Genomic DNA, 21,429 nt, shown 5'->3' on the forward strand with positions numbered 1-21,429 from the left:
GATACAGATGCAAAAACGAGGGGTTTTGGACATGAAGCTCATCATTATGAAATCGCTTTTGAACATTATAGTGAGAGAGCAACCGTATACTATGTTGACTTCAAGGGGCAAAGGGACTTTGTTAAAACTGATGTTTTTACGCCAGCAGTGAGAAGCGTCTATGTAAATTATTTGTAGGACATGCTTCTCGCACAGCAACTCTGGAAACACATAGCTTTCGGATGGTGGCTGCAGTTTTTATAGTGCATGGCGGCTCGCACTCTTAATTCATTGGATCCGTGGAGTCCATACGAGTTTTGTTTTCGAAAGTTGCTAGTGGTGTCGCACCCGAATAAACTAAAACTTGTATGTGGCGAAGTTCCTACAGTATAAGGTGCATTATGGCTTTAATTTCTGCTACAGTAAGGAGTTGGAGGTGATGTGAGAGAGGTACTCAGACGTCAGCTCCCAGCATGGAAGTCTGACGGAACAGTTTCAAAGCGTGCTTTTGTTCGACTCTGCGTAGAAGCACACAAAAAGTAACTATGCAGGCACTCTCTCGATCGCTTCAGATATGACATATTGAAATAGGTGAAGGAGTAACCTACGCATTTCGGCCACAGCGTGATCTGTTTGCTCGTAACGAGGTTTGCCAGCCTGAATTCGAAGACAGCAGCAACTTTGACCAGAGAATGTACTACATTTGCCTGGAACAGGTTCGAGCCTATTGCTTGGTGTCTTAATCTATTAAGGACGCCATGTTAAAGGTTCCTAAGTATCGAACAGTTGTTTCAATAGATTTATGTCTTAACTGAAGTTGAATATATCGCAGATCTACACCAGCCGCTTGAAGTGATTGTGCCATCGTGTGCCGAAGGCAGTGAGCAGTAATATGTCGCACTTCCGATGCAATGGCTATTTCATTTAACCAGTCATTTACATGTTCAGCTTTTTTTAACTTCTGACCGTTTTTTCTTACAAAGAGATGTGTGTTGCTCTCCCTAAAGCGTTTCTCGTTAAATGGATGCTGCATGTATCTCTTTAATTCGTCAATCAAGTGGTTTGTGAGATGAACTGTGTTTTTGGAAGTTTTTTGACCTCTGTCCACATAAATCAGTTTGCGTTCGAAATCAATTTGAGCGATGGTTAACTCCCGCAGTTCTTGGTTTCGAAGGCCAGTGTTGACAAGCAGCAGAATCAATAAATACGACTTTCGTAGAAATTGGTCGATCTTTAATGAAGTTCTCAGAAGGCGGTCAACTTCATCAGGTGAGAGAGCGCGGTCAAGGATGATGTTATTACTATAAGGATTACTATAATACGTAATTGGATTTTTGTTGATCATCTTCATATTTCTTAGAAAATTGAACAAGTGAGTCAGAGCCGAGATACTGTGACTCATAGTTGCCTTTGTTGCACCTTCAGCTGCTAAATGATCGAGAAAATCATCAATGAAATTTTTGTCAATTGGTTCCCAACTGTCATCCTCTTTGATGTGGAAGAACCGATCAAAATTCAAATCTCCAGTGTAGTTGCAATGGCATAAATAATTATCAAGTTTTTTGTATACCGATCGGTAATTATCTTTTGTACGCTTAGCGATATCGGAATACTTTTCCCAAGCCTCAATATACGCAGAGTTCATAAGTATGAACATTATCATTTCTCCTTAATCCCATTAGCAAAGGGATGCTTTTCAATTGCTATCTCAAGCTGACGGTGGACAAGTTTAAGATAAACAGCGGTTGTTTTTATATCTTTGTGGCCCAAGAACTTAGAAATGGTATAAATATCCATTCCAGATTCAAGTCCATACACAGCAAAACAATGACGAAGTGTATGGATTGTACATTTCGGCGTATTCTCGCCCGAAGGAATAGACTCCGAAGCCATTACAATTTCATAAAAAAAATCTTGGATGGTCCTTCGATTTAAATTAGTTTCTCCACTTGTAGATGAAAACACATACAGTTCTCCGTATTGTTCATCAGTAAGCTTACGTTTTTGTCGCTGATAGCAAAAATCGATGTAATCATTAAGCAGGCTATATCCTAATGCATTGATATATCTTGTTAGACGTTGCCCTCCAGAACCTTTTGCTAAGACTTTGAACGTATGACCGTCCGATTCAATATCTTTAATCCGCAAGTTAACCAATTCATTTAACCGGATTCCACTAGAAAGGAAAATCGTCAAAATCGTAAAGTTACGGAATCCTGCTTTTTGATTTGCAGCGATTTCAAGTAATTCCATGATTTGATGCCTCTCCAATGCTCTTGGAAGTTCAATGCCTTCTTCTGTCTTTATTTCTAATATTCGCTTAAAATCTTCAATTGTATTTTTGTAAAACTTCCAAAGTGTAATTCGCAAAAATGAACGGAGAAAACCACGCTTTCTGTCATTCGTGTATTTATTGGGATATTTCAATAGATATTCTTTTATTATTATCGGATCGGTTAAATCAAGAAGCGTGGGTTCGATTTTCAACTGCTTCTTGACGAAGTTTATAAATAAATTAAATTCTGACCGGTAGCCTTTCTGAGTATCTGGGGAGTACGCAAGAAAATCGACACAAGTGAAGTAGAAATCACTTACTTGCTCCATTGTGACTCTCTTTGGTTCTGTGGTTTTCTCTGGCGGTAATGTGATTTTCATCTCAGATAAAATGATTTGAAGATCAGTTAGAGTATTGTGCTCCAGCAATTGCTTAACGTTATTTCTTAATTTACTTTTAGCGGAGCTCTCTTTGGATATGGCCATTTTAATATCTCCTTCTATTGAATTAATACTTGCAATCAAGTACAGTAGGATTATAGAATATAAAAAAACTCGGCTCTCGCCAGGCGGCTTAGAGAGTCTTAAATTGTGAATTGCTTTTAGCTTTTTGAATAAACTCACATTAAATAGTTGAGTTTATTAATTGACTCCTCTAGATGTTTATTGCTCCGATGGATGTATTTTGAAGTTGTCTCTGTTTTCTCATGTCTTCCAAGCTCTTTCAAAAGCTGTATAGGACAATCTTTTTCAGAGAGTCTTGTGATGAATACATGACGAAGCAGATGTAAACCACCTGGATACTGCCATCCTGCCATTAAGGAGAAAATTTTGTAATACACATAGAGTGAGTCTGCAAATGCTTCTCTACTATCACCGAATAAATAACCCCCTGTGGATTTTTCCTTTAATTCTTTAAGCCGATTTATAATTTTTTCAGGAACTATTAGTCTCGCCTCCTTATCATTCTTTCCAGTGACTAAAATTGTTCCTGTACTAAAATTTATGTCGCGCCAGCGAATTTTGGATGTCTCCGTTTTTCTAAGACCCAAGTAGAGCATCATTTCAAATGCCAATCCATGAATTTTTTTTTGTGGTGAATAGGTGTCAACGATTTTCAAAAAGGCTGATATTTCCTGATTAGTTGGAATATCTCTATTGTTGTATCGTTCATAATAAATTTTCTTGATGCCCAACGTTATATCTTCGAGAAGGTGCTCTTGCTGGTACAGTCGTTGGAATAGTGAATTTATATAACATTGAATATAGTTGACGGAGCTTTCTTTAAGTACATCATTCTTTACCAGACGGCTTAAGTGTTTGTAATATCCGTTAATGTGTTCTTCAGTAATACTGCTTAACAGAATTGAACTGATATCTTCATTTTTAAATTCCTCGTAAGTGGCAATTGTCCACGTGAGAAACTTATAATAAGCCGAACGATGCATTCGAATTGAACTTTTTTTTAAGTGCTTATTTTGCGCTAGGTAGTTATCTATTGTGACATGCTCGAACTCAGGTGTGTTTTGATTTTTTTTGAGATTGAGATCCCAAGTGATTTTGTCAGTTGGGAAAAATGATAAATAGAGTATACGTAATATTTTGAGAGATCTACTGAATAAAAGACCGGAGTTGGCAGCTTGTATGAGGAGGTCTTTGTTATTTAAGATTTCATCTGTAAGATTATGCAATTTTTTTTGCAAATCTTGGAGATCACTTGAAGTACATTCATTGCAGCTTTATAGCTGAGAAAATACACTGTAGGTATTACCTTAGTGACCTTTTCTAAGAAGTAATTTTGGATAGTAATGGACTTAAAAGATCTGCAGACTTGATTTTGATAAATCCATTCGTTAATTGATGGTTGATCATCATAAAGAGATTCGACTTCAATTTGATCGACATCAGTAAGATCATAAAGGTTTGAGATCATTTCAAGGAGCTCTCCTTTGGTAATTTTGTTTAGGTTAGTCGGAAATATGTTCGGTGATTGCTTCATCAACATTTATTGACCTCCTTGAATTGAAATATACTTTTATGTGAAAATTATTGAGTGAAAGCGGCCTTGCATGCAATTTGTTTCACCTTTACTTTCACAAATTGTTCATTGTTTGTTGGCACCAATTTAAGTTTCACCATCAGAAGGAGGTGGGGCCATGTTCAGATGCATTGATCTTACTGTTACAAATGTAAGTCTGCTCGCTTCATTGAAGTATTATATCAAGGCTCCATTGATGGAGGATTGCCGGCAACAGGTTAGAGAAATTTCGGTGGATGTACCACATGAAAAATAAAAAACCTCCAAGTATGGAGGTTTAGGGACATTAAAATTAATAAACTGTACTCTAATTTTGGTGATGTACAGTGAGTTTGTTTAATGAGCCTGGTTTACTTAGTTTTGCAATAGATTTTGCTAATGGTAAGCTAACAGAAGAAGAATATATTAAGAATCGTACTGGGAATCCACCCTGGACAGAAGCTCGAGAACTTCGCATTAAAAATCACATGCTTTTTATACAATACTTAGGGAGACTTTCTCCTAAGAATAGGCGTAAGGCTATAAGTGCATCACAGAACATAACACAAGCTGATCTAATGACTCTAATTCCATGTGGTGATTCAACAGCATCAGCTTTAATTGCGAATGGTACGCATAAGGTTGGATTAGAAATACTGGCACGGTATGCATTAATTAATCGAATTACGTTTTCCACTGCAAAAAGCCCTGCGGCCTCATATGAGTATAATCTTAATTTGTTTGATATGTTTGATGATTTGGGAATTGATTATATCGTCAAGGGGTCACTCAACGAGGCATTACAAGCGATGGAAAGTCATTGGTGTGTAAAGGGCTGTGTGATTCGACAATTCGGTGTTAATGATATTCATCTTAGAATTGAGCGCAAATTGAACTTTACAATTGTGGACATTTTAAAACATCAAAAATGGTCTTTTGATGCAGTTGCATTAGAATTGAGTAAACAACCTGGATATTGGGGCTATTTTGAATACCCCTCAGTATACCACAATGAACACTTTATGGTATTTGTAGGTGGAATAGATAAAGAAACCACTACTAAGTTTACAGACTCACAAGTTATAGGAAAAGTAAGATTGTTCGATTTATCCTCCATGTTCGGAGGAAAGTAATTTATTATAATAAAAGCGGAAAGCCTTCTAACAATAATGTTAGAAGGCTTTTCTGCTTAAGGAAGAGGGTGTGAAATGCGCGTAGTTTACACGGTGAAAGAATTATCTCAATTATTGGGCATATCAAAAGATTCCATTTATGCAATGGTTAGAGAACATCAAATACCACATATTAAATTAAGAAAAAGAATCCTATTTCACAGCGAAACAATTGATAAATGGCTGAGGGAAAGTAGCGCGGTATTTCCTGATAAGTATTAATATCAAAATACAGAAAGTATAGAGGTGATTAGGACGCAAATGTTTTACAATTTAGAGATAGTGATCGTTGATTTGATTTGATACCCCATATATCCCATCAAATGAAAATTATTTACTACAAACAAAAGACATCCTAATATGTAGGATGTCTTTTGTTTGTAGATTTATTGTGCTTTAAATGTATTTTTAAGTTACTTATGGCATCGTGATATGCGTGTATTAACGGTGCCGGATATGTCACAATTGGTGTGATGGCAGTAGCTACTTCGCAGGTTTCGATGTCAAAGAGATAGATATGAACGCTATCGATAGGGCAATATAGCACAGGGATTTCCCAGCTGCCGTTCTTACCAGCCTTTTCAAACCATCCATATTTCACCATTGTTTTATTTGTGAAAATTTTATTTTTAAAAAGTAATCCTTGACCAGTAACTGTAGCAAAACACAATTGAAAATTTTCCTTAAGTTGCATAAGTATCACCTCAAATACAGTATGCATCATTTTCTTCATAATAATACTTATAAGTATCAAATACCCTTAATATGATATTCATTTGTCCATGTAACAACCTTATGGCATTGGTTACACTAACCTAGAGGTGTTGCTGATGGAGAAATGGTTGTTGGAAGTGGTCGGACAGAGAGTGAGGCAAAACAGAAAACTCAGGAATTTTTCGCAAGAGGAACTAGGGGAAAGGGCTGGTTTTCATTTTTCATATATTGGTGGGGTTGAGAGAGCTGAAAAGAATATCACCCTTACTAATCTTCAAATCATTGCTGATGCACTCGAAGTGCCAGTGCATGAGCTAGTAATGACTGAGCGTGATTATAAACGTTATTCCATAAAGAATAGCGATGAGTTGCTCCGAAATGTTCAAATATTAATTAATAAGTTGAAAACAAGTGAATTAAAGAAGGTTCATCTATTTATCACAGAAATTTTAGAACAAAAATAAGAAACTCTGCAGCAGCATTAAACTGGCAGAGTTTTTTTATTTTAGTTTTGTCATCGCGACATTCAGAAATAATACTTCTGTATAAGTCTATTTGCAGGAAATGCTGAAGTATCAAAAATGAACTATTAAATGAAAAGGTTTTCCTAGGCGAAAAGAAAGGAGCAAATTGTAAACAATTAATGTGAATGGGTTATTTTGAACTGAATAAAAGGAGACTCTTCTGATAAAAGGATTATCAGATGAATCTCCATATTGAATTTATTAATGATGGGGGAATTAAAGTGAGGATTGTTTTTTAGTTAAAGAAGTATCCCATCTGCTAAGAGTGTCAACGAATTCAGTTTATGTATTTGTACGCGAGTCGAAAATACCACTTATCAGAATCAGGAGTAGGATATTGTTTCAGTAAGAAACTCTTGAAAAGTGGTTGCAGGAGGAGCAGCAACCAACTTGACGAGTGCTTAATAACAATAAATAAGTCATGAGACTTAAAGTAAGTCTTGATTGCAATTTCTATAGATTCTGTATATTTCTTTAGTCAAGTGGAAAACTTGTATTATATAATATTTGGAGGTGTCTCTATTATGAATAGACTTAATGAAAAAAAAGAGTTCATTACATCTAGAGAAATAAGAGTTGCGCTGTTACAGGCCAAAAAAACTGACGAAAAATTATTCTTAGCAATATTATTGAGACTGATTGGGATGCGTTCGTCCGAAATCATTGCAATACGATGGTGTGATGTGAACTTTGAAAATGCGACTATTTGGGTTCGCTCTCCACGCTCTACTAAGTGTATAGCGCTTCCGATTGAGGTAAGACAGGAATTAATAAACCTCAAAAACATTGCCAATGATGAAGTGGGTTTTGTCTTGCAAACTCGATCCGGTTCTCAACTGAGTGCTTCATGGTTGAGGAATGCCATAAATCGTTTATCGGTAAGTGTGGGTCTTCCTCATCTCATTCTAAGAGGTTTATTTAAGAAAGAGCTTATGTTTGAGCGAATGTCCAAAGAGATCCCCCTTTTGAAGCCGTTTAGCCAACCTGTACTAGGTACAAATTACTATTTATGTATAAGAACGGATCAAAGATAGAAATGTTAAACATGAGTCAATTGGATGTTTAAAGGCGGATGATTCTTAAGTGTCCGCAGACATTGCCTTTAAAGGGCAGAGTCTGCGGTTTTTTTGCGTTCAATAAATGGAGGTATCCCAAATGAATGTCAGTACATTCTGTTCAACGAAAGTCTGACCTTGCCCTGAAAAAGTAGACACGTAGAAAGCCTCCGTGACACCAATTAACCTAGTACTTACATCTCTTCTCCGACCAGGAATAGCGGTACATAATCGTTGGAGGAATGAGTTCTCTGACGGTTGTGTGGGACTAATTTGTACGTGTTTGTACATACATAGGGATTTGAGGAATTTTATATACGTATATCACCCCAAAACTTCGATAATAAAGCTATAATGATCTTACTAGCTACTGATAGGGTCAAAGAAAAAGAACGATCTCGATATGACAAGAGAAAAGGATATTACCATGTGTTGTCGAAATTTCAAATTGTCTGTAGAATCCTAGAATTTTAGGATTGTTTCGGATTTAGAAGTGCCTAAATCCCCGATTGATGAATATTCTTATTTTTAGATGAGAAGAGGCATACTTTATGAATCGAAGTGAATATTTCAATTACATAGAAGAAAAATTGCAAGTCTTGGCATTTCGAATTGAAAAAAGAGGACGACTTAATATTTTGGATTTAAATATTTATTCCGAAACCTTTTTTGCTGATTTACTTAATCTGCTTTTTAATTTTAACTTAGTGAATCTAAATGTGCTTAAGCAAAATGTCGAAGGTATAGATTTAGTAGATATCAATGGAAAAATTATTGCACAGGTTTCTTCCACGTGTACAAAGCAGAAGATTGAAGGCTCATTAAAAAAGAAAATCTATTCAAAGAAAAAATCTTGTTGACATAGATCATTCTTTGTGGAAATATTAATGTAAACGTTTCGACTTTAGGGTGGTGCAAAGATGACTTATACAATCAAAGATGTAGCCAAGGAAGCCAATGTATCTATTGCTACGGTATCACGTGTAATCAATGATAAAGATAAGGTAAAGAAAGAAACGAGGGAGAAGATCCTAAGAGCCATTGAAAAATTGAACTTTATGCCTGACCAGGCAGCTAGAACAATGATCCATAAGAAAACCAAAACAATTGGAATGATCGTTCCCCAGCTCTCTAACGAGTACTGGGGTACAATGGCAGAAATAGTCCAAAGTGTGCTTTTGGAAAAGGGTTATACTTTGATTATAGGCACAAGCAACAGTGAGCAGGGGAGCGAATTCTTAGCTCTGAACACTTTTCTTGAGCGTAGAGTGGATGGTTTAATCATTGGTGCGATTTATAAAAGTGATGCAGAAAATTATCTTGGGGTGTTTAAGGACCAAGGAATACCTCTTATATCACTTTATCCGCTTATTCCCAATATCCCAACTGTCTGTGGGGATAATTTAAGAAGTTCAATGGACGCAGTAGAACATTTGATCCAATTGGGGCATACAAAAATTGCTTATATCGGGTCGGCATCAACCGGACTGGAACGAGAACTGGGCTATAGAAACGCACTAATGCTTAACAATATTGCTGTCGATGAAAAGATTATTGTTAGCGGCAGAAATAATTTTGTTCATTACTTCAGTGAATATGGCTATGAATGCGCAAGACAGCTGATTTCAGAAGAAAACGACTTTTCTGCTATTTTTTGCTCGAATGATTTAATAGCCATCGGTACCATCAAAGCATTCGAGGAACATGGAATTGATGTACCAAAGGACAAGGCAGTAGTTGGCTTTGATGATATCAGTATGGCTCGTTTGTATCGTCCAGCCTTAACTACTGTAAAACAGCCTCTTGAAGAAATTGTTGATGCAGCTTTAGAATTATTGTTGGAGCAAATTGATAATCCGGATAAAAGCTTCACACAAAAGAAAATCACCCTTCCAATGAAGTTAATTGTTCGTGAAAGCTGTGGCTCACAAAAAAAAACTTGACAGGGTAATCATAACGCGCTACTCTTTAAACATGAAATATAAACGTTTACATTTTCTGTACCATATGAAGTGTTCTGATAAGGTTTATTTTTAAAATGATAAATGTAAACGTTTATATTATGGATAGGATATTGTGGAGTCTTAACAAGGTTGTGCTTCTTGTTGACTGATCTTTCGTCGAGTTTTGCCGAAATATGCAGGAGACGGTTGCCTGAGTAAAAATTTACTTATTGAGTAGAGTTTTTGTAAGCGTTCGCAGAAGGTAGATGATCTTGTTCCTATCAAGGAATTTTAGGCGTAACTTAATCTAAACGTTTACATTCATTTCTTTACTGAGTCAGTATTAAAGGGGGTGAGTAGGGAAAATATACACGGTAATTCGGAATAGCAAGTAGATTAGTTTGGGCAAGTTTCGTTTTCGTCTGCGCTTCAAAATTACTAAGGGGTGAATCGAATGGTAAAAAAAATTTTGACCGTCATTTTGCTTGCTTCGCTAAGTGTATCGCTTGTCGCTTGCGCTTCGAATGGAAATGCTCCCAAAGATGAAGTTACACCTGTAAAAGCAGGGGATGAGAATTCCGAAGTTGTAAATATCAATTTCTGGGATATGGTTTGGGGCCCCGCTACTTACCAAGAAACGGCACTAAAATTGGTTGAACAGTTTAACGAAGAACACCCTAATATTCAAGTCAAATATCAATCTACGCCGTGGAGTAACTGGTATCAAACGTTCGCGAGTGCCATCGCTTCCGGTACTCAACCGGACATCAGTACCGGTGCAGGCTACCAAGCGTTTCAATTTACCGATCAAGATGCCATTCTTCCGATCGACGATGTGATTGAAGAGTTGGCCGCAGAAGGCAAACTCGATGACTTTGTACCTGGCAGCATAGATGCACTTAAATATAACGGGCATTATGTTGCACTACCTTGGCAAGTTGATATTCGCGTCCCATGGTACCGTAAGGATCTATTTGAACAAGCGGGTATAACGACGCTGCCGACAAACTGGGATGAGCTGAGAGCGGATCTAAAAATGTTGAGTACTAACGGGAATTATGGTCTTGCACTTCCGGGGAATGACAATTTGGGCATTCAGGGTATGTTTACCATGATGCTGAATAATGGCGGGGGCATTTTTGATTCCAATAAGAAAGTCGACGTCATGAACGAACTAAACAAGCAAGCTTTGCAATTCTTATCAGACCTAGCGAAGGATGGCTCCATTAATCCGGCTATGCTTGGTTTCAATGATGACAGCGCTATGAGAGACTTCGGAACCGGCCGAGCGGCAGTATATTTCCATGGGTTAGCCCTTCCCGGTCAATTCCCTGATATGCAAGATAAGATCGGAGTATTGGATCCGCTTGCTTCTCCTAACGGTGATAAAGCGACACTGGGTTGGGTTAATAACATCATGATTTATAAAGGTACCAAGCACCCGGAGGAAACAAAAGTTTTCCTTAAATGGTGGTCTGAGAACAACAAAGCTCTGTTTACCGAAGGCCGCGCAGGCGCATTCCCGGCTCGCGTTTCCTTTACGCAAGATCCGTTCTATCAAAATAACGAGAATTTGAAGCTGATCACGGAAAAATACCTGCCAATCATGAAAACGACAGGCAGCAAGGCTGCAGGCGGATTTCCTCAACTGAATGAGATTGAAGGAGACGGTTCATCTAAAAATATTATCGCGCAAGTTATTGCCAAGAAACCGGTAGACGACGCCATGATAGAGATGGAACGAAGCTTCAAGAAAATCATGAAGGAGCAGTAAAACGATTGATTGTTCTGGAGAATGCCCGAATGGGTATTCTCCAGAACATTATCAGAAGGGAAGGTAATTATGCATACTCAACAGGGGATCAAATGGGTTCAACTTCGCTTCATGTTACCGGCGATTCTCTTTATTTCATTAGTCAGCATCTATCCGTTCATTTCAGGGATCATCTACAGTTTAAAAGACGGTTCATTATTAAACGCGGGATCGTTCATCGGATTTGCGAACTTCGTTGAAATTTTTAAAATGAGCGAGTTTTGGGCTGCATTCAAATTTGGTGTCATCTTCACGATCTGTTCCGTACTTGGTAGTTACCTTTTGGGTCTTTTTCTGGCAGTACTTTTAAATATGAATATTCCGGGCAGAGGGATATTTCGGGTAGCCCTACTGGTTCCCTGGGTTATATCATCGGTTGTATCGATGGCGGGCTGGCGTACAATCATTGGCGACCAGACGGGTATTGTGAATTCCGTCATCCAATCGCTGGGATTTGAACCGATTCTTTTCCTGAGCAACGAAGATTGGGCCGTGTTTTCCGTCATTATGGTGAAGATTTGGAAAAGCTTTCCGTTCATGATGGTTTCGCTGCTTGCGACGCTGCAAACGATCAATCATGACTTATATGAGGCTGGAAGCATTGACGGGGCAAACAAATGGCAAATGTTTATCCGGATTACTGTACCCCAGTTAAAAACCGTAACGTTTGTTTGCTGGATCTTAATGAGCATTTGGAGCTTTAACGATTTTGATGTCCTGTGGCTGTTGACCGAAGGAGGCCCCTTGGATGCCACGCAAAATTTGATCATCATGAGCTACAAATATGCCTTTATCAAGAGTTCCACAGGTATGGGGGCTGCACTTGGAATCCTTAGTTTGATTGTATTGTTGACACTTGCATTGATTCTATTAAGAGTACAGAAGAAAGATGAGTGAGGAGGGGTAACATGAAGAGCAATTTGACTCGCGGAGTCGTATTTATCGTACTTTTTGTGGCAGCCTTCGTCACCAATTTACCTGTGATAACGATGCTTTTAAACTCCTTTAAACCGAGTTCGGAGATCGTGACGTCATCCCGTCTTTTTCCTGAGAAATGGACGCTGGACAATTATATATATGTGAACGAGAAATCCGCGTTTTGGCAGCAATTTTTGAACAGTACAATTGTGACGATTTCGACTGTATTCCTGGTCATTCTGGTCGGAGCTTTGGCGGGGTATGCCATTTCCCGTTTTCGCACCGCCATGTCCAGTTCATTTTCCATTGGACTATTGCTGTTGCAAATGTTTCCGTTCGTCATCGTCATGCTGCCGCTATTTATGACATTTCGTTTTTTGCATCTGAACGATACGCTTGCTGCGCTTATTATCATCAACACTACGATAAATTTGCCTTTTGCCATACTGATGTTTAGAGGTTTTTTTGACACGATACCCAAAGAGATTGAAGAGGCCGCATGGATGGACGGCTGTAACCGCTGGACGACGTTTTCCCGGATCGTACTTCCAATATCGGGGCCTGGAATCGCAGCCGTAACTATTTTTACGATTCTTCTCACTTGGAACGATTACATCATTGCAAATATCTTTATTAAGAATGAAGCTTTAATGACGGTACCGGTCGGCCTGCAAATGTTCATGCAGCAGTATGGCACCGAATGGGGAGCCCTGTCCGCCGCGTCGTGGTTATCCAGCCTTCCCGTGCTCATCTTCCTGTTATTCGTACAGAAACACATGGCTTATGGCGCCGCTGCCGGTTCCGTAAAAGGGTAAGAGGGACAAATTAATTACAAGAGGAGAGAACATTCATGGAACAGAAAGTACTGAACGTCGGAATTATCGGTCTTGGAGAAGTAGCCCAGGTGCTCCATTTGCCTGTTTTGGAATCGTTGCCTCAGTTGTACCGGATCTCGGCATTATGCGATATTTCACCAAAGCTTGTAGCATATATGGGGGAGAAATATAGAGTCGATAGTCTGTATACAGACGCTTCCGGACTGGTGAAGCAAGCGGATCTGGATGTTGTCTTTGTCTTGAACAGCGATGAATATCATGCGGAATGCGCCATTGCGGCAGCCGACAATAAAAAGCATGTACTGATTGAAAAGCCGATGTCTCTCACCGAAGCGGAAGCAGATGCTATCATCGAAGCACAAAAAAGAAATAATGTGAAAATGATGGTCGGTTACATGAGACGTTATGCCTCCTCCTTCGTAGAAGCTGTGAAAGAAATCGGAGGGTTCGACAAGATTCAATATGCGAGAGTAAGGGATATTATTGGACCGAACAGCTATTTTGTTAAACCCACAAGCCATGTCGTCTTTTTTGATGACATTCCGGAAGAGTTAAAGAAAGACAAACAGGACCGCGCAGAAAGATTGGTTAAAGAAGCAACAGGAATCGATGCCAGTTCTCCTTACTTTTCGTTCTACCGGCTCCTATGCGGATTGTCCAGTCACGATCTCTCTGCTATGAGGGAAGCTATTGGCATGCCTAAGGGCGTCGTTGGAGCTAAACTTACAAACAATGGCAGTCCGTTTCTTAGCGTAATCTTTGATTATGATCAGTTTTCTGTAACTTTTGAAACCGGCATTGACGGTCAAGGTCGTTTCGATGCGCATGTGGAAGTTTATTCGACCAACAAGTCGGTCAGAGTCCAATACGATACGCCATATATCCGTCATCTTCCCACGAAATTGTATGTCAATGAAACGGTTGGAGAGAACTATACTGAATCTGTGATCCGGCCGACCTTAACAGATCCGTATACCTTGGAACTTAAAAATTTGTATGATGTAATTACGCAGGACTTAACTCCGAAAACAACACCGGAAGATTACAAAAAAGATTTGGCTGTTTTCAAAATGATCATCGATGCCGTTATTGAAAAAAAAAATAAAAACTAAAATCTAAACGTTTACATTCATACTATGGTGGCTTTTTTGGGGGAGAACAATATGCAAAAAATTAAAGTAGGCATTATCGGAACCGGTTTTATCGGCCCAACTCATATTGAAGCAATCCGGAGACTAGGGTTTGTTGAAGTGGTGGCATTGTCTGGATCTGATAAAGCAAATGCCGAAAAGAATGCAGCAGTACTAGGGATTCCAGAAGCTTACGGAGATTATCACGAGATGCTCCAGGATTCTGAAGTTCAAGTGGTGCATAATTGTACCCCGAATCATCTTCATTTTCAAATCAATAAGGATGTTATCTTATCGGGGAAGCATATATTATCCGAAAAGCCTTTAGCTGTTTCAAGCAGCGAATCAGCGGAACTGTTGAAATTGGCAAAGGAAAGCGGCATTGTACATGGAGTGAACTTTAATTATAGACAATTTCCTATATTGAGGCAGCTCGCATCTATGGTCCAATGTGAGGAATTGGGTAAGATCAATATCATTCATGGCAGCTATTTGCAGGACTGGCTTCTTTATGAAACGGATTTTAACTGGCGGTTGGCACCCGAGGTGGGCGGAAAATCAAGGGCAGTCGCCGACATCGGCTCCCATTGGTGCGATACGGTTCAGTACGTGACAGGGAAGAAAATCGTCGAGGTATTTGCCGATCTGTCGACGGTCATTCCGGTTAGGAAAAAAGCCAAGCATCATGTCGCCACCTATGAAAGACGAAGTCAAGAGGATGCCGGTTATGAAGATGTCCAGATCCATACAGAGGATTACGCATCGGTCCTGCTTCGGTTTGATGATGGCGCAAAGGGTGTATTTACGATTTCACAAGTAAGCGCAGGCAGGAAAAATAGACTTAGCTTTGAGCTGAACGGCAGCAATAAATCGGCCTACTGGAACCAAGAAGAACCGGAAAAGTTGTGGATCGGATATCGGGATAAAGCAAATGAAGTTCTTTTGGCAGACCCATCTTTATTTTCGCCGGAAGCGCGCGCTTCTATTCATCACCCGGGAGGCCATAACGAAGGCTGGCCGGACGCTTTGAAGAATATGATGTTACATTTTTATTCCTTTATCCGGGATGGGAAAGATCCTTTGAAGGATCAAGCTAATTTTGCAACATTTGAACAAGGGCATTTATCAATGTGTATCACGGATGCGATTCTCGAGAGTCATTCAACAGGGAAATGGGTAAAAGTGAAATAGGAAAAACAACTGCCTATTTATGAGAATAATGTCTGAGTAAAAGAGTCTTAGCCTAATGGAACATGTCCGGGCTAAGCCAGGCGGAAAATGTTTGGCACGTCGATCGTCTATCCTCAAAAGATGCTGGAAGCTTACGCTAAGCTGGCAAAGGGCGAAGAGCTCACAGGAAACGACAAAGTTCAATTGGCTGTAAGCCTTGGTTCGGACCCGACTGATCCGTTGCTGATCATGCGGGGTAAAGCGAATGCGGTTCAGGAGCAGCAGCCGGATATCAACAAGCCCAATATGTTCCGTGGAGCTGCCACGAAAACACAAGTGTCCCGGAACGATTTCTTGAACAAAATGCAGATGGATACCTACTCATCGATCATTTACGGCACAAGCTCGGTCGATGCTTTCGACGACTTCGTGAAGAAGTGGAAATCGTCGGGCGGGGACCAGATCACGAAAGAATTAAATGAGTGGTAAATTCCTTGAAGTAACTTGGTAAGAAAAAAGGGAGGCGATTGCCTTCCTTCTTTTCTTATGTGTGTATCAGAGCAAACCTATATTGTTCGGATGCTCTTTTCTTTGCCCAGTGCATGCTTATACTGCAGCTGGACGCAAAAATCAAGATGTCAGTTTTCGACGATAAACAAGCTATAATATGACGTGAATCGAAAGGGACAATTGATCTATTATCTTCCTGTAAGGGTTTTCAAAAACTATGCAGGAGGCAGGTTGATCTTTTTATGAGAAGCATCACAAAGCACCGAAAACATCCATGTTATGCGCGTTAGCAGCAAGTACAGTCCTTTCATTCAGCACGGGGGTAATGGCGATGAATAGAAAACGGAGTCCTAACACTTATCAAACGGTAACGGAAGTTGAAGATTGGGGACCTGCAATATCAAAGGTAATTATCGAAGTTGGGAAGATGATTCCGGTAAACTCGATAACAACCGATACGTTCAAAGTCCATGTAGTCAGAATCGACGACCGAATGGAGAGCCCTATATTAGAGGAAGGGTACCGAAAAGTCACCAAAGCGTATGTTGCGGATAAAAACGGGAAGCCTGCCGCTAAAGAGGAAAAGTTCGTAATGTTGGAAATGGAAATCGGTCCGGCAGTATCTTTAGGATCAGCCATGAACTTCAATATGAAAACATATCTTAACGATTGGATTGACAGCAAATATACGATAACTCAGCAAAAAGATATCGTTACACCGGAAGGGAAAGTTTCCGGATTGGTTGTCGATACGTTTAAAGGCGGAATAAAAGAGCTTGTTGATGACTTCAAAACGGGTAAAGCTTCCCATGACGGCGTTACATTAACTTATGCAGACTATACGCCGGCGAAAGATAAGAAAAAGAATCCTCTGATTATTTGGCTGCATGGCATGGGAGAGGGCGGCACGGACCCGACGATTGCGATTGCCGGAAATAAAGCCGTAAACTTTGCTTCGAAGAAGATTCAATCCTATTTTGGAGGAGCCTACGTATTAGCGCCTCAAACACCAACTTACTGGATGGATGGTTTTACTGAAATTGGCGACGGTACTTCAAAGTATGAAAAAACACTTATAGAATTAATTAAAACCTATGTAAAAAAAAACAAGGACATCGATCCAAATCGGATTTATATCGGCGGAGATTCCAACGGCGGGTACATGACCATGCTTATGATTCGTGATTATCCAAAGTACTTTGCGGCAGCCTTCCCGACATGCGAGGCTTTGAAGGATACGCTTATTAAGGATGAAAACATTCAAAGCATAAAAAGCCTTCCGATTTGGTTTATCACGGCGAAGACGGATAAGCTCATTAACGCTTATGAGTACGCAGTTCCGACTTATGAGCGTTTAGTCAAAGCGGGAGCAAAGAACGTTCATCTGTCCTTATTTGATAATGTGATCGATACCTCCGGATTGTACAAAAAGGCAGACGGCACGCCATTCGAATATGACGGACATTGGTCATGGATTTACGTATATAACAATGACATCGAAGCAAAGATCAACGAAAAACAGACAACTCTTATGGAATGGCTGGCTACCCAGTCGTTGAAGAATTAAATAGAGTTAGATGCCCTCTCTTCATGGAGAGGGCATTTTGTTTGCGACAGGCAGTCGCATCTGCAGCTTACGCGAATTATACGAATTCAAGCCGGGAAATGCGGTGACAATCGCAGCTGCTACATTTTATGCGAAGGTGAAAGCCCGCCATCCAGGTTATACCAAACGTTGCATGAATTACAGAAGGCTGCCCCGCTGGCGTATAGGCATGAACTCGGACGTCAATTTCGCTATCGAATGGACTCATACCGGCCGTCGACCGGGCAACAAACGGGGAGTTGAACGGCGAGCTGCTTATCTGAGAGGGAAACTCATGGATCCAGTTCGGATGCAGTCATTTGTCAGCGGCAACAATGCGGGCAGACCTCGAAGACCCGTTGTCCCTTTCGACCGATCGGGAGCGCGAGTATGTGCAGAAACAGGGGGATTGCTTCTCCTTCGCGGAGATCACGGACATCCTATACAGGAGCAAAGGCAGCGTGGAGGCTTACGTACAATGTGCGCAGAAGTAAATATCGGAGGATGTGATGAGCAGCTTATTCCTAACGGGGTAGGCTGCTTTTGGTGCTGTCTATTAGCCAACCTTGATTTTATTCATTACGTTATTAAAAAAGGAGGGAAGAACGTGGAAGCGAAACTCAGGCTCAACACCATTGTACCGGCGATTTTTACGTGAACTCAGCTTGCATCAACTGTGATACGTGCAGACAGCTGCCCCCGAAGACGTTTCGGGCTGTACGCGGATATTCGGCAGTCACGCAACAACCTTCGACAGAAGCGGAGCGGCGGCACGCTTGCCATGCTCTAACCACATGTCCGACTGCGGCAATCGTTAGCGAAAGCAAGGAAGACTTGGCGGCTACCACGGCTGACTTTCCACTTCTAATGGAGGAGAATGTTTATTATTGCGGCTTCACCTCAGCCAATCGTACGGCGGCAGCAGTCTATTTCATTAATCGTCCGGGTCGGGGCAACTGGTTGGTCGATTCACCGCGCTGGGTGCCGTCGCTGGTACGCAAAATGGAGGAGTTGGGCGGAATCGATACGATCTTCCTGACTTACCGCGACGACGTGGCTGATGCCGCTTTGTATGCGGAACGGTTCGGGGCAAAGCGGATCATTCACGAGGCGGAACTGTCCGCACAGCCGGAGTCAGAGCACGTCATCCGAGGACAGGAACCAGTCGAGTGGATGGACGAGTTTCGCATCATCCCGGTGCCGGGTCATACTCGGGGCCATTTGGTGTTGTTGTATCGCTCTAAGTTCCTGTTTACCGGTGACCATTTGGAGTGGAATCGGGACCGTCGGGAGCGTGGCGCCTACAAAGATTATTGTTGGTACTCGTGGACATAACAAACGAAATCGATGAGAAAACTTGCCCGAGAGTCGTTCGAATGGGTGCTACCGGGTCACGGCTCGCGTACGAAGCTTCCCCGGGACGAAATGGCGAAAGCCATGGAACGGCTGGTTGTGCGAATGGAGCAGGAATGATAGGCAAGGTACACATTTAATATAGGGGACTAACAGGAATGCTGCTATCGGGAGTGGTGGTGTCTGTGGTTATTTGCAGCGGCGGATATCGTAGTTTTGCTCTGTTGCTGCTACTTCAATTGGGTATTATCGGTTCGAATCGGCCAACTCAGCCGCTCCCATATGCGTCACAGGAATTAAGGTTACACCAAGAACACGCCTTATTAATAGGGCGTTTACGTAAACGTCAATCTCGCCCCACCTTCGAATCGAGCAATCATTCTCCCTGGCTCTGTTCGTTTTCTGTAATCGGAGCGCAACAAGCTTAAAATCAGGGACAACTCGGGTGAGTTATCCCTTAATCATTGCACGTACGATAAGACTTATATCTGAACGCCAATGAACATGTAGGAACGATATTTGTTCTTGTCATCCAATAACTGTATGACCTTGACGTCCACAAAATGCTTGACTTTCCTGATGGATTCCTCTCTTCAGATACTATTTTGTAATTGAACCGACTGATCATTTTCATTATGGTATTTATGTAAGATCAATTTCTTTAGTTCTGGAGCTCCTCTGTTCAAAACTGTTTTTGCCACTAAATTTCTCCTGAATCTCGTTTAAAAACATTTCGGCAGCTGCCGAAAAGACCTGATGCTTTTTCCAAACGATATTTAAGCCGGTTTCAAGTCTTGGCTCTAACGGTCTAAAACAAAGGTTACTATCATCAGACGTATTAACTATTTTATCAAGAGTTATTGCATATCCATTGCCTTCTTCAACCATAATGGCAGCATTATATGCAAGATTGTATGTAGCCACGACATTTAATTTATCAAAAGCTTCACCAAACCAATCCACAAATTCATTTTTAGAAAATGTCTGTTTCATAGCCTGTCGTGAACAGATTAGCGGAACATTTACTAAATCTGCGGCTTGAATGGTATCTTTATAAGCAAGAGGACTGTCTTTCCTCAAAACGACGCCCCAAACATCCTTGGCTGGGATATTGATATAATTGTATTTTGACACATCAGCCGGTTGAATTAATATAGCGAAGTCAAGAAGTCCCCTGTCGAGTCGTTCCGTAACATCATCTTCATTCCCGCTGTAGAGATGATAACGTATTTTTGGATATTGTACCTGTAAGTCCCTTGCAACGCGTGCAACCTGTTTCATGGCGTCCGTTTCTCCACCGCCAATATACACATCTCCGCTTATTGTTTCCTCCATGGATCTAAATTCTGCCTCTAATTTATCGACCATTTCCACGATTTCTTCTGCTCTCTTTCTTAAGAGCATTCCTTCATCTGTGAGTATGATACTGTGACTACTGCGTATAAATAGCTTTTTTCCCAACTCTTGTTCAAGATCCTTTAATTGTCTAGACAAGGTTGGCTGTGTAACATGCAATGTGTCTGCAGCCCCCGTAATGCTTCCTTCTCTTGCAACAGCAAGAAAATAACGCAAAACTCTAACTTCCATCTATTCTCCTCCTTTATGTTTTACAATACATGATTCAGAAATGCCTTTCAAGCATATCAAGATATAAGATATAAGTATTATCTATGCGCAAAAAAGCACGTTATAATACACAGCAAAGATAACCGGTTTTTCGCAGAAGCTGCTTTGATTCAGAGTCTATTTTATATAAGGAGTGCCTTGGATTCGATATATTTCTAATAGTACGTTTATTGTTTCGTATATCAGAGTGTCGTAGTGAGTAGGATTAATGCAATTCAAAGTAACTTTTTAATTAATACTGTAAAGGAGCCATTGAGAAAAAACATGAAACGCAACAGAGTTATTACCATATATATTGCTTGCGCAATACTTATCACAGGAAGCTCTTACTTTATTTATTTATCAGCAACGAGATTCATCAGAACTACTCAAGAATCTGATAATAATCAAACTCCAGATGTTGAACAAAACCCAGAAGAAGTTCCGATTTCTTCTGAAACTGAAAACTCGGCTACACTTCGAATCGTGGTAGGCGATCAGACACTTACCGCAGTCTTATGGGAAAATCCTGCTTCAGAGTCACTCCTTGCACAGTTGCCACTAACACTAGATTTTGAAGACTATGGAGGTCGTGAGCTTATCGCAGAACCACCACAATCGATTACAATGGAAGGTATGCCTGAACGAGATTCACCAAAAGCTGGAGATTTGAGTTACTATGCACCGAGCAATGCACTCTCGCTGACATATTCTGATCTTGGAGAATGGGCGGGTGCTGTTCGATTAGGACGGATTGAGGGTGACTTATCTATTTTGAGAGGTAATACTGAACCAGTAATGGTGACAGTAGAACGAGTTGAATAGATTTTT

Annotated in this window: 21 protein-coding genes; 16 read left to right on the top strand and 5 right to left on the bottom strand. The window is 40.5% G+C overall.

What is annotated here, in order from left to right:
* Positions 1-718 precede the first annotated feature (718 nt).
* The 3 genes from MRBLPE1_RS15145 to MRBLPE1_RS15155 form a co-directional block, all read right to left on the bottom strand.
* Positions 719-1,636 (bottom strand): tyrosine-type recombinase/integrase, encoded by a 918-nt coding sequence (locus MRBLPE1_RS15145; protein ID WP_364146555.1) that lies wholly within the window; start codon positions 1,634-1,636, stop codon positions 719-721.
* Positions 1,637-1,638: 2 nt separating this feature from the next.
* On the bottom strand, positions 1,639-2,739 hold the full coding sequence (locus MRBLPE1_RS15150) for a tyrosine-type recombinase/integrase (RefSeq protein WP_364146557.1): 1,101 nt from the start codon (positions 2,737-2,739) through the stop codon (positions 1,639-1,641).
* Between the two features lie 134 nt (positions 2,740-2,873).
* Positions 2,874-3,956 carry a tyrosine-type recombinase/integrase gene (locus MRBLPE1_RS15155; protein ID WP_364146559.1) on the bottom strand — a complete coding sequence of 361 codons (1,083 nt, stop codon included), beginning with the start codon at positions 3,954-3,956 and terminating at the stop codon, positions 2,874-2,876.
* A 661-nt stretch (positions 3,957-4,617) separates the two neighbouring features.
* Between MRBLPE1_RS15155 and MRBLPE1_RS15160 the strand changes: the two genes are divergently transcribed.
* Positions 4,618-5,403 (top strand): hypothetical protein, encoded by a 786-nt coding sequence (locus tag MRBLPE1_RS15160; protein WP_364146561.1) that lies wholly within the window; start codon positions 4,618-4,620, stop codon positions 5,401-5,403.
* A 75-nt stretch (positions 5,404-5,478) separates the two neighbouring features.
* Entirely contained in the window at positions 5,479-5,664 is a 186-nt protein-coding gene (locus MRBLPE1_RS15165; RefSeq protein WP_364146563.1) for a helix-turn-helix domain-containing protein, read from the top strand.
* 133 nt (positions 5,665-5,797) lie between these two features.
* Here the strand turns inward: MRBLPE1_RS15165 and MRBLPE1_RS15170 are convergent, their stop codons facing one another.
* A complete protein-coding gene (locus MRBLPE1_RS15170) occupies positions 5,798-6,136 on the bottom strand; it encodes a hypothetical protein (RefSeq protein ID WP_364146565.1) in 339 nt (112 codons plus the stop codon).
* Between the two features lie 136 nt (positions 6,137-6,272).
* Between MRBLPE1_RS15170 and MRBLPE1_RS15175 the strand changes: the two genes are divergently transcribed.
* The 13 genes from MRBLPE1_RS15175 (at position 6,273) to MRBLPE1_RS15235 (ending at position 18,975) form a co-directional block, all read left to right on the top strand.
* Complete coding sequence (locus MRBLPE1_RS15175; protein ID WP_364146566.1) at positions 6,273-6,620, top strand: helix-turn-helix domain-containing protein; 348 nt, start codon at positions 6,273-6,275, stop codon at positions 6,618-6,620.
* A gap of 584 nt (positions 6,621-7,204) precedes the next feature.
* On the top strand, positions 7,205-7,714 hold the full coding sequence (locus MRBLPE1_RS15180; protein WP_364146568.1) for a tyrosine-type recombinase/integrase: 510 nt from the start codon (positions 7,205-7,207) through the stop codon (positions 7,712-7,714).
* A gap of 572 nt (positions 7,715-8,286) precedes the next feature.
* Complete coding sequence (locus MRBLPE1_RS15185) at positions 8,287-8,595, top strand: SMEK domain-containing protein (protein WP_364146569.1); 309 nt, start codon at positions 8,287-8,289, stop codon at positions 8,593-8,595.
* 60 nt (positions 8,596-8,655) lie between these two features.
* On the top strand, positions 8,656-9,678 hold the full coding sequence (locus tag MRBLPE1_RS15190) for a LacI family DNA-binding transcriptional regulator (RefSeq protein WP_364146570.1): 1,023 nt from the start codon (positions 8,656-8,658) through the stop codon (positions 9,676-9,678).
* 454 nt (positions 9,679-10,132) lie between these two features.
* The gene (locus MRBLPE1_RS15195) at positions 10,133-11,452 is read left to right on the top strand and encodes an ABC transporter substrate-binding protein (RefSeq protein WP_364146572.1); all 1,320 of its coding nucleotides are present in this window, start codon (positions 10,133-10,135) and stop codon (positions 11,450-11,452) included.
* Positions 11,453-11,521: 69 nt separating this feature from the next.
* Complete coding sequence (locus MRBLPE1_RS15200; RefSeq protein ID WP_364146574.1) at positions 11,522-12,388, top strand: carbohydrate ABC transporter permease; 867 nt, start codon at positions 11,522-11,524, stop codon at positions 12,386-12,388.
* An 11-nt stretch (positions 12,389-12,399) separates the two neighbouring features.
* Positions 12,400-13,224, top strand: a complete 825-nt coding sequence (locus tag MRBLPE1_RS15205) for a carbohydrate ABC transporter permease (RefSeq protein WP_364146576.1) — start codon at positions 12,400-12,402, stop codon at positions 13,222-13,224.
* Between the two features lie 35 nt (positions 13,225-13,259).
* Positions 13,260-14,357 (top strand): Gfo/Idh/MocA family protein, encoded by a 1,098-nt coding sequence (locus tag MRBLPE1_RS15210; protein WP_364146577.1) that lies wholly within the window; start codon positions 13,260-13,262, stop codon positions 14,355-14,357.
* Between the two features lie 51 nt (positions 14,358-14,408).
* A complete protein-coding gene (locus MRBLPE1_RS15215; RefSeq protein WP_364146579.1) occupies positions 14,409-15,566 on the top strand; it encodes a Gfo/Idh/MocA family protein in 1,158 nt (385 codons plus the stop codon).
* A gap of 87 nt (positions 15,567-15,653) precedes the next feature.
* Positions 15,654-16,034 carry a hypothetical protein gene (locus MRBLPE1_RS15220; protein ID WP_364146581.1) on the top strand — a complete coding sequence of 127 codons (381 nt, stop codon included), beginning with the start codon at positions 15,654-15,656 and terminating at the stop codon, positions 16,032-16,034.
* A 295-nt stretch (positions 16,035-16,329) separates the two neighbouring features.
* Positions 16,330-17,622 carry a prolyl oligopeptidase family serine peptidase gene (locus MRBLPE1_RS15225; RefSeq protein ID WP_364146582.1) on the top strand — a complete coding sequence of 431 codons (1,293 nt, stop codon included), beginning with the start codon at positions 16,330-16,332 and terminating at the stop codon, positions 17,620-17,622.
* 338 nt (positions 17,623-17,960) lie between these two features.
* Positions 17,961-18,134 carry a hypothetical protein gene (locus tag MRBLPE1_RS15230; RefSeq protein WP_364146584.1) on the top strand — a complete coding sequence of 58 codons (174 nt, stop codon included), beginning with the start codon at positions 17,961-17,963 and terminating at the stop codon, positions 18,132-18,134.
* Between the two features lie 160 nt (positions 18,135-18,294).
* Positions 18,295-18,975, top strand: coding sequence for an MBL fold metallo-hydrolase (locus tag MRBLPE1_RS15235; RefSeq protein WP_364146586.1), 681 nt, complete (start codon positions 18,295-18,297; stop codon positions 18,973-18,975).
* A 660-nt stretch (positions 18,976-19,635) separates the two neighbouring features.
* Here MRBLPE1_RS15235 and MRBLPE1_RS15240 read toward each other — a convergent pair.
* Complete coding sequence (locus MRBLPE1_RS15240) at positions 19,636-20,580, bottom strand: LysR family transcriptional regulator (RefSeq protein ID WP_364146588.1); 945 nt, start codon at positions 20,578-20,580, stop codon at positions 19,636-19,638.
* Positions 20,581-20,883: 303 nt separating this feature from the next.
* On the opposite strand from MRBLPE1_RS15240, the gene MRBLPE1_RS15245 reads away from it, so the two are divergent.
* Positions 20,884-21,423, top strand: a complete 540-nt coding sequence (locus tag MRBLPE1_RS15245; RefSeq protein ID WP_364146590.1) for a cyclophilin-like fold protein — start codon at positions 20,884-20,886, stop codon at positions 21,421-21,423.
* Positions 21,424-21,429: the final 6 nt, after the last annotated feature.

The organism is Paenibacillus sp. LPE1-1-1.1, assembly GCF_040676435.1.
Taxonomy (GTDB): Bacteria; Bacillota; Bacilli; order Paenibacillales; family Paenibacillaceae; genus Pristimantibacillus.

Excerpts from the sequence above, each read along its gene's own strand:
- MRBLPE1_RS15245 (WP_364146590.1), top strand. The coding sequence starts at position 20,884 with ATGAAACGCAACAGAGTTATTACCATATATATTGCTTGCGCAATACTT.
- MRBLPE1_RS15200 (WP_364146574.1), top strand. The coding sequence starts at position 11,522 with ATGCATACTCAACAGGGGATCAAATGGGTTCAACTTCGCTTCATGTTA.
- MRBLPE1_RS15180 (WP_364146568.1), top strand. The coding sequence starts at position 7,205 with ATGAATAGACTTAATGAAAAAAAAGAGTTCATTACATCTAGAGAAATA.
- MRBLPE1_RS15210 (WP_364146577.1), top strand. The coding sequence starts at position 13,260 with ATGGAACAGAAAGTACTGAACGTCGGAATTATCGGTCTTGGAGAAGTA.
- MRBLPE1_RS15205 (WP_364146576.1), top strand. The coding sequence starts at position 12,400 with ATGAAGAGCAATTTGACTCGCGGAGTCGTATTTATCGTACTTTTTGTG.
- MRBLPE1_RS15240 (WP_364146588.1), bottom strand. The coding sequence starts at position 20,580 with ATGGAAGTTAGAGTTTTGCGTTATTTTCTTGCTGTTGCAAGAGAAGGA.
- MRBLPE1_RS15175 (WP_364146566.1), top strand. The coding sequence starts at position 6,273 with ATGGAGAAATGGTTGTTGGAAGTGGTCGGACAGAGAGTGAGGCAAAAC.
- MRBLPE1_RS15185 (WP_364146569.1), top strand. The coding sequence starts at position 8,287 with ATGAATCGAAGTGAATATTTCAATTACATAGAAGAAAAATTGCAAGTC.
- MRBLPE1_RS15150 (WP_364146557.1), bottom strand. The coding sequence starts at position 2,739 with ATGGCCATATCCAAAGAGAGCTCCGCTAAAAGTAAATTAAGAAATAAC.
- MRBLPE1_RS15145 (WP_364146555.1), bottom strand. The coding sequence starts at position 1,636 with ATGTTCATACTTATGAACTCTGCGTATATTGAGGCTTGGGAAAAGTAT.
- MRBLPE1_RS15195 (WP_364146572.1), top strand. The coding sequence starts at position 10,133 with ATGGTAAAAAAAATTTTGACCGTCATTTTGCTTGCTTCGCTAAGTGTA.
- MRBLPE1_RS15225 (WP_364146582.1), top strand. The coding sequence starts at position 16,330 with ATGTTATGCGCGTTAGCAGCAAGTACAGTCCTTTCATTCAGCACGGGG.
- MRBLPE1_RS15170 (WP_364146565.1), bottom strand. The coding sequence starts at position 6,136 with ATGCAACTTAAGGAAAATTTTCAATTGTGTTTTGCTACAGTTACTGGT.
- MRBLPE1_RS15215 (WP_364146579.1), top strand. The coding sequence starts at position 14,409 with ATGCAAAAAATTAAAGTAGGCATTATCGGAACCGGTTTTATCGGCCCA.
- MRBLPE1_RS15220 (WP_364146581.1), top strand. The coding sequence starts at position 15,654 with ATGTTTGGCACGTCGATCGTCTATCCTCAAAAGATGCTGGAAGCTTAC.
- MRBLPE1_RS15165 (WP_364146563.1), top strand. The coding sequence starts at position 5,479 with ATGCGCGTAGTTTACACGGTGAAAGAATTATCTCAATTATTGGGCATA.
- MRBLPE1_RS15190 (WP_364146570.1), top strand. The coding sequence starts at position 8,656 with ATGACTTATACAATCAAAGATGTAGCCAAGGAAGCCAATGTATCTATT.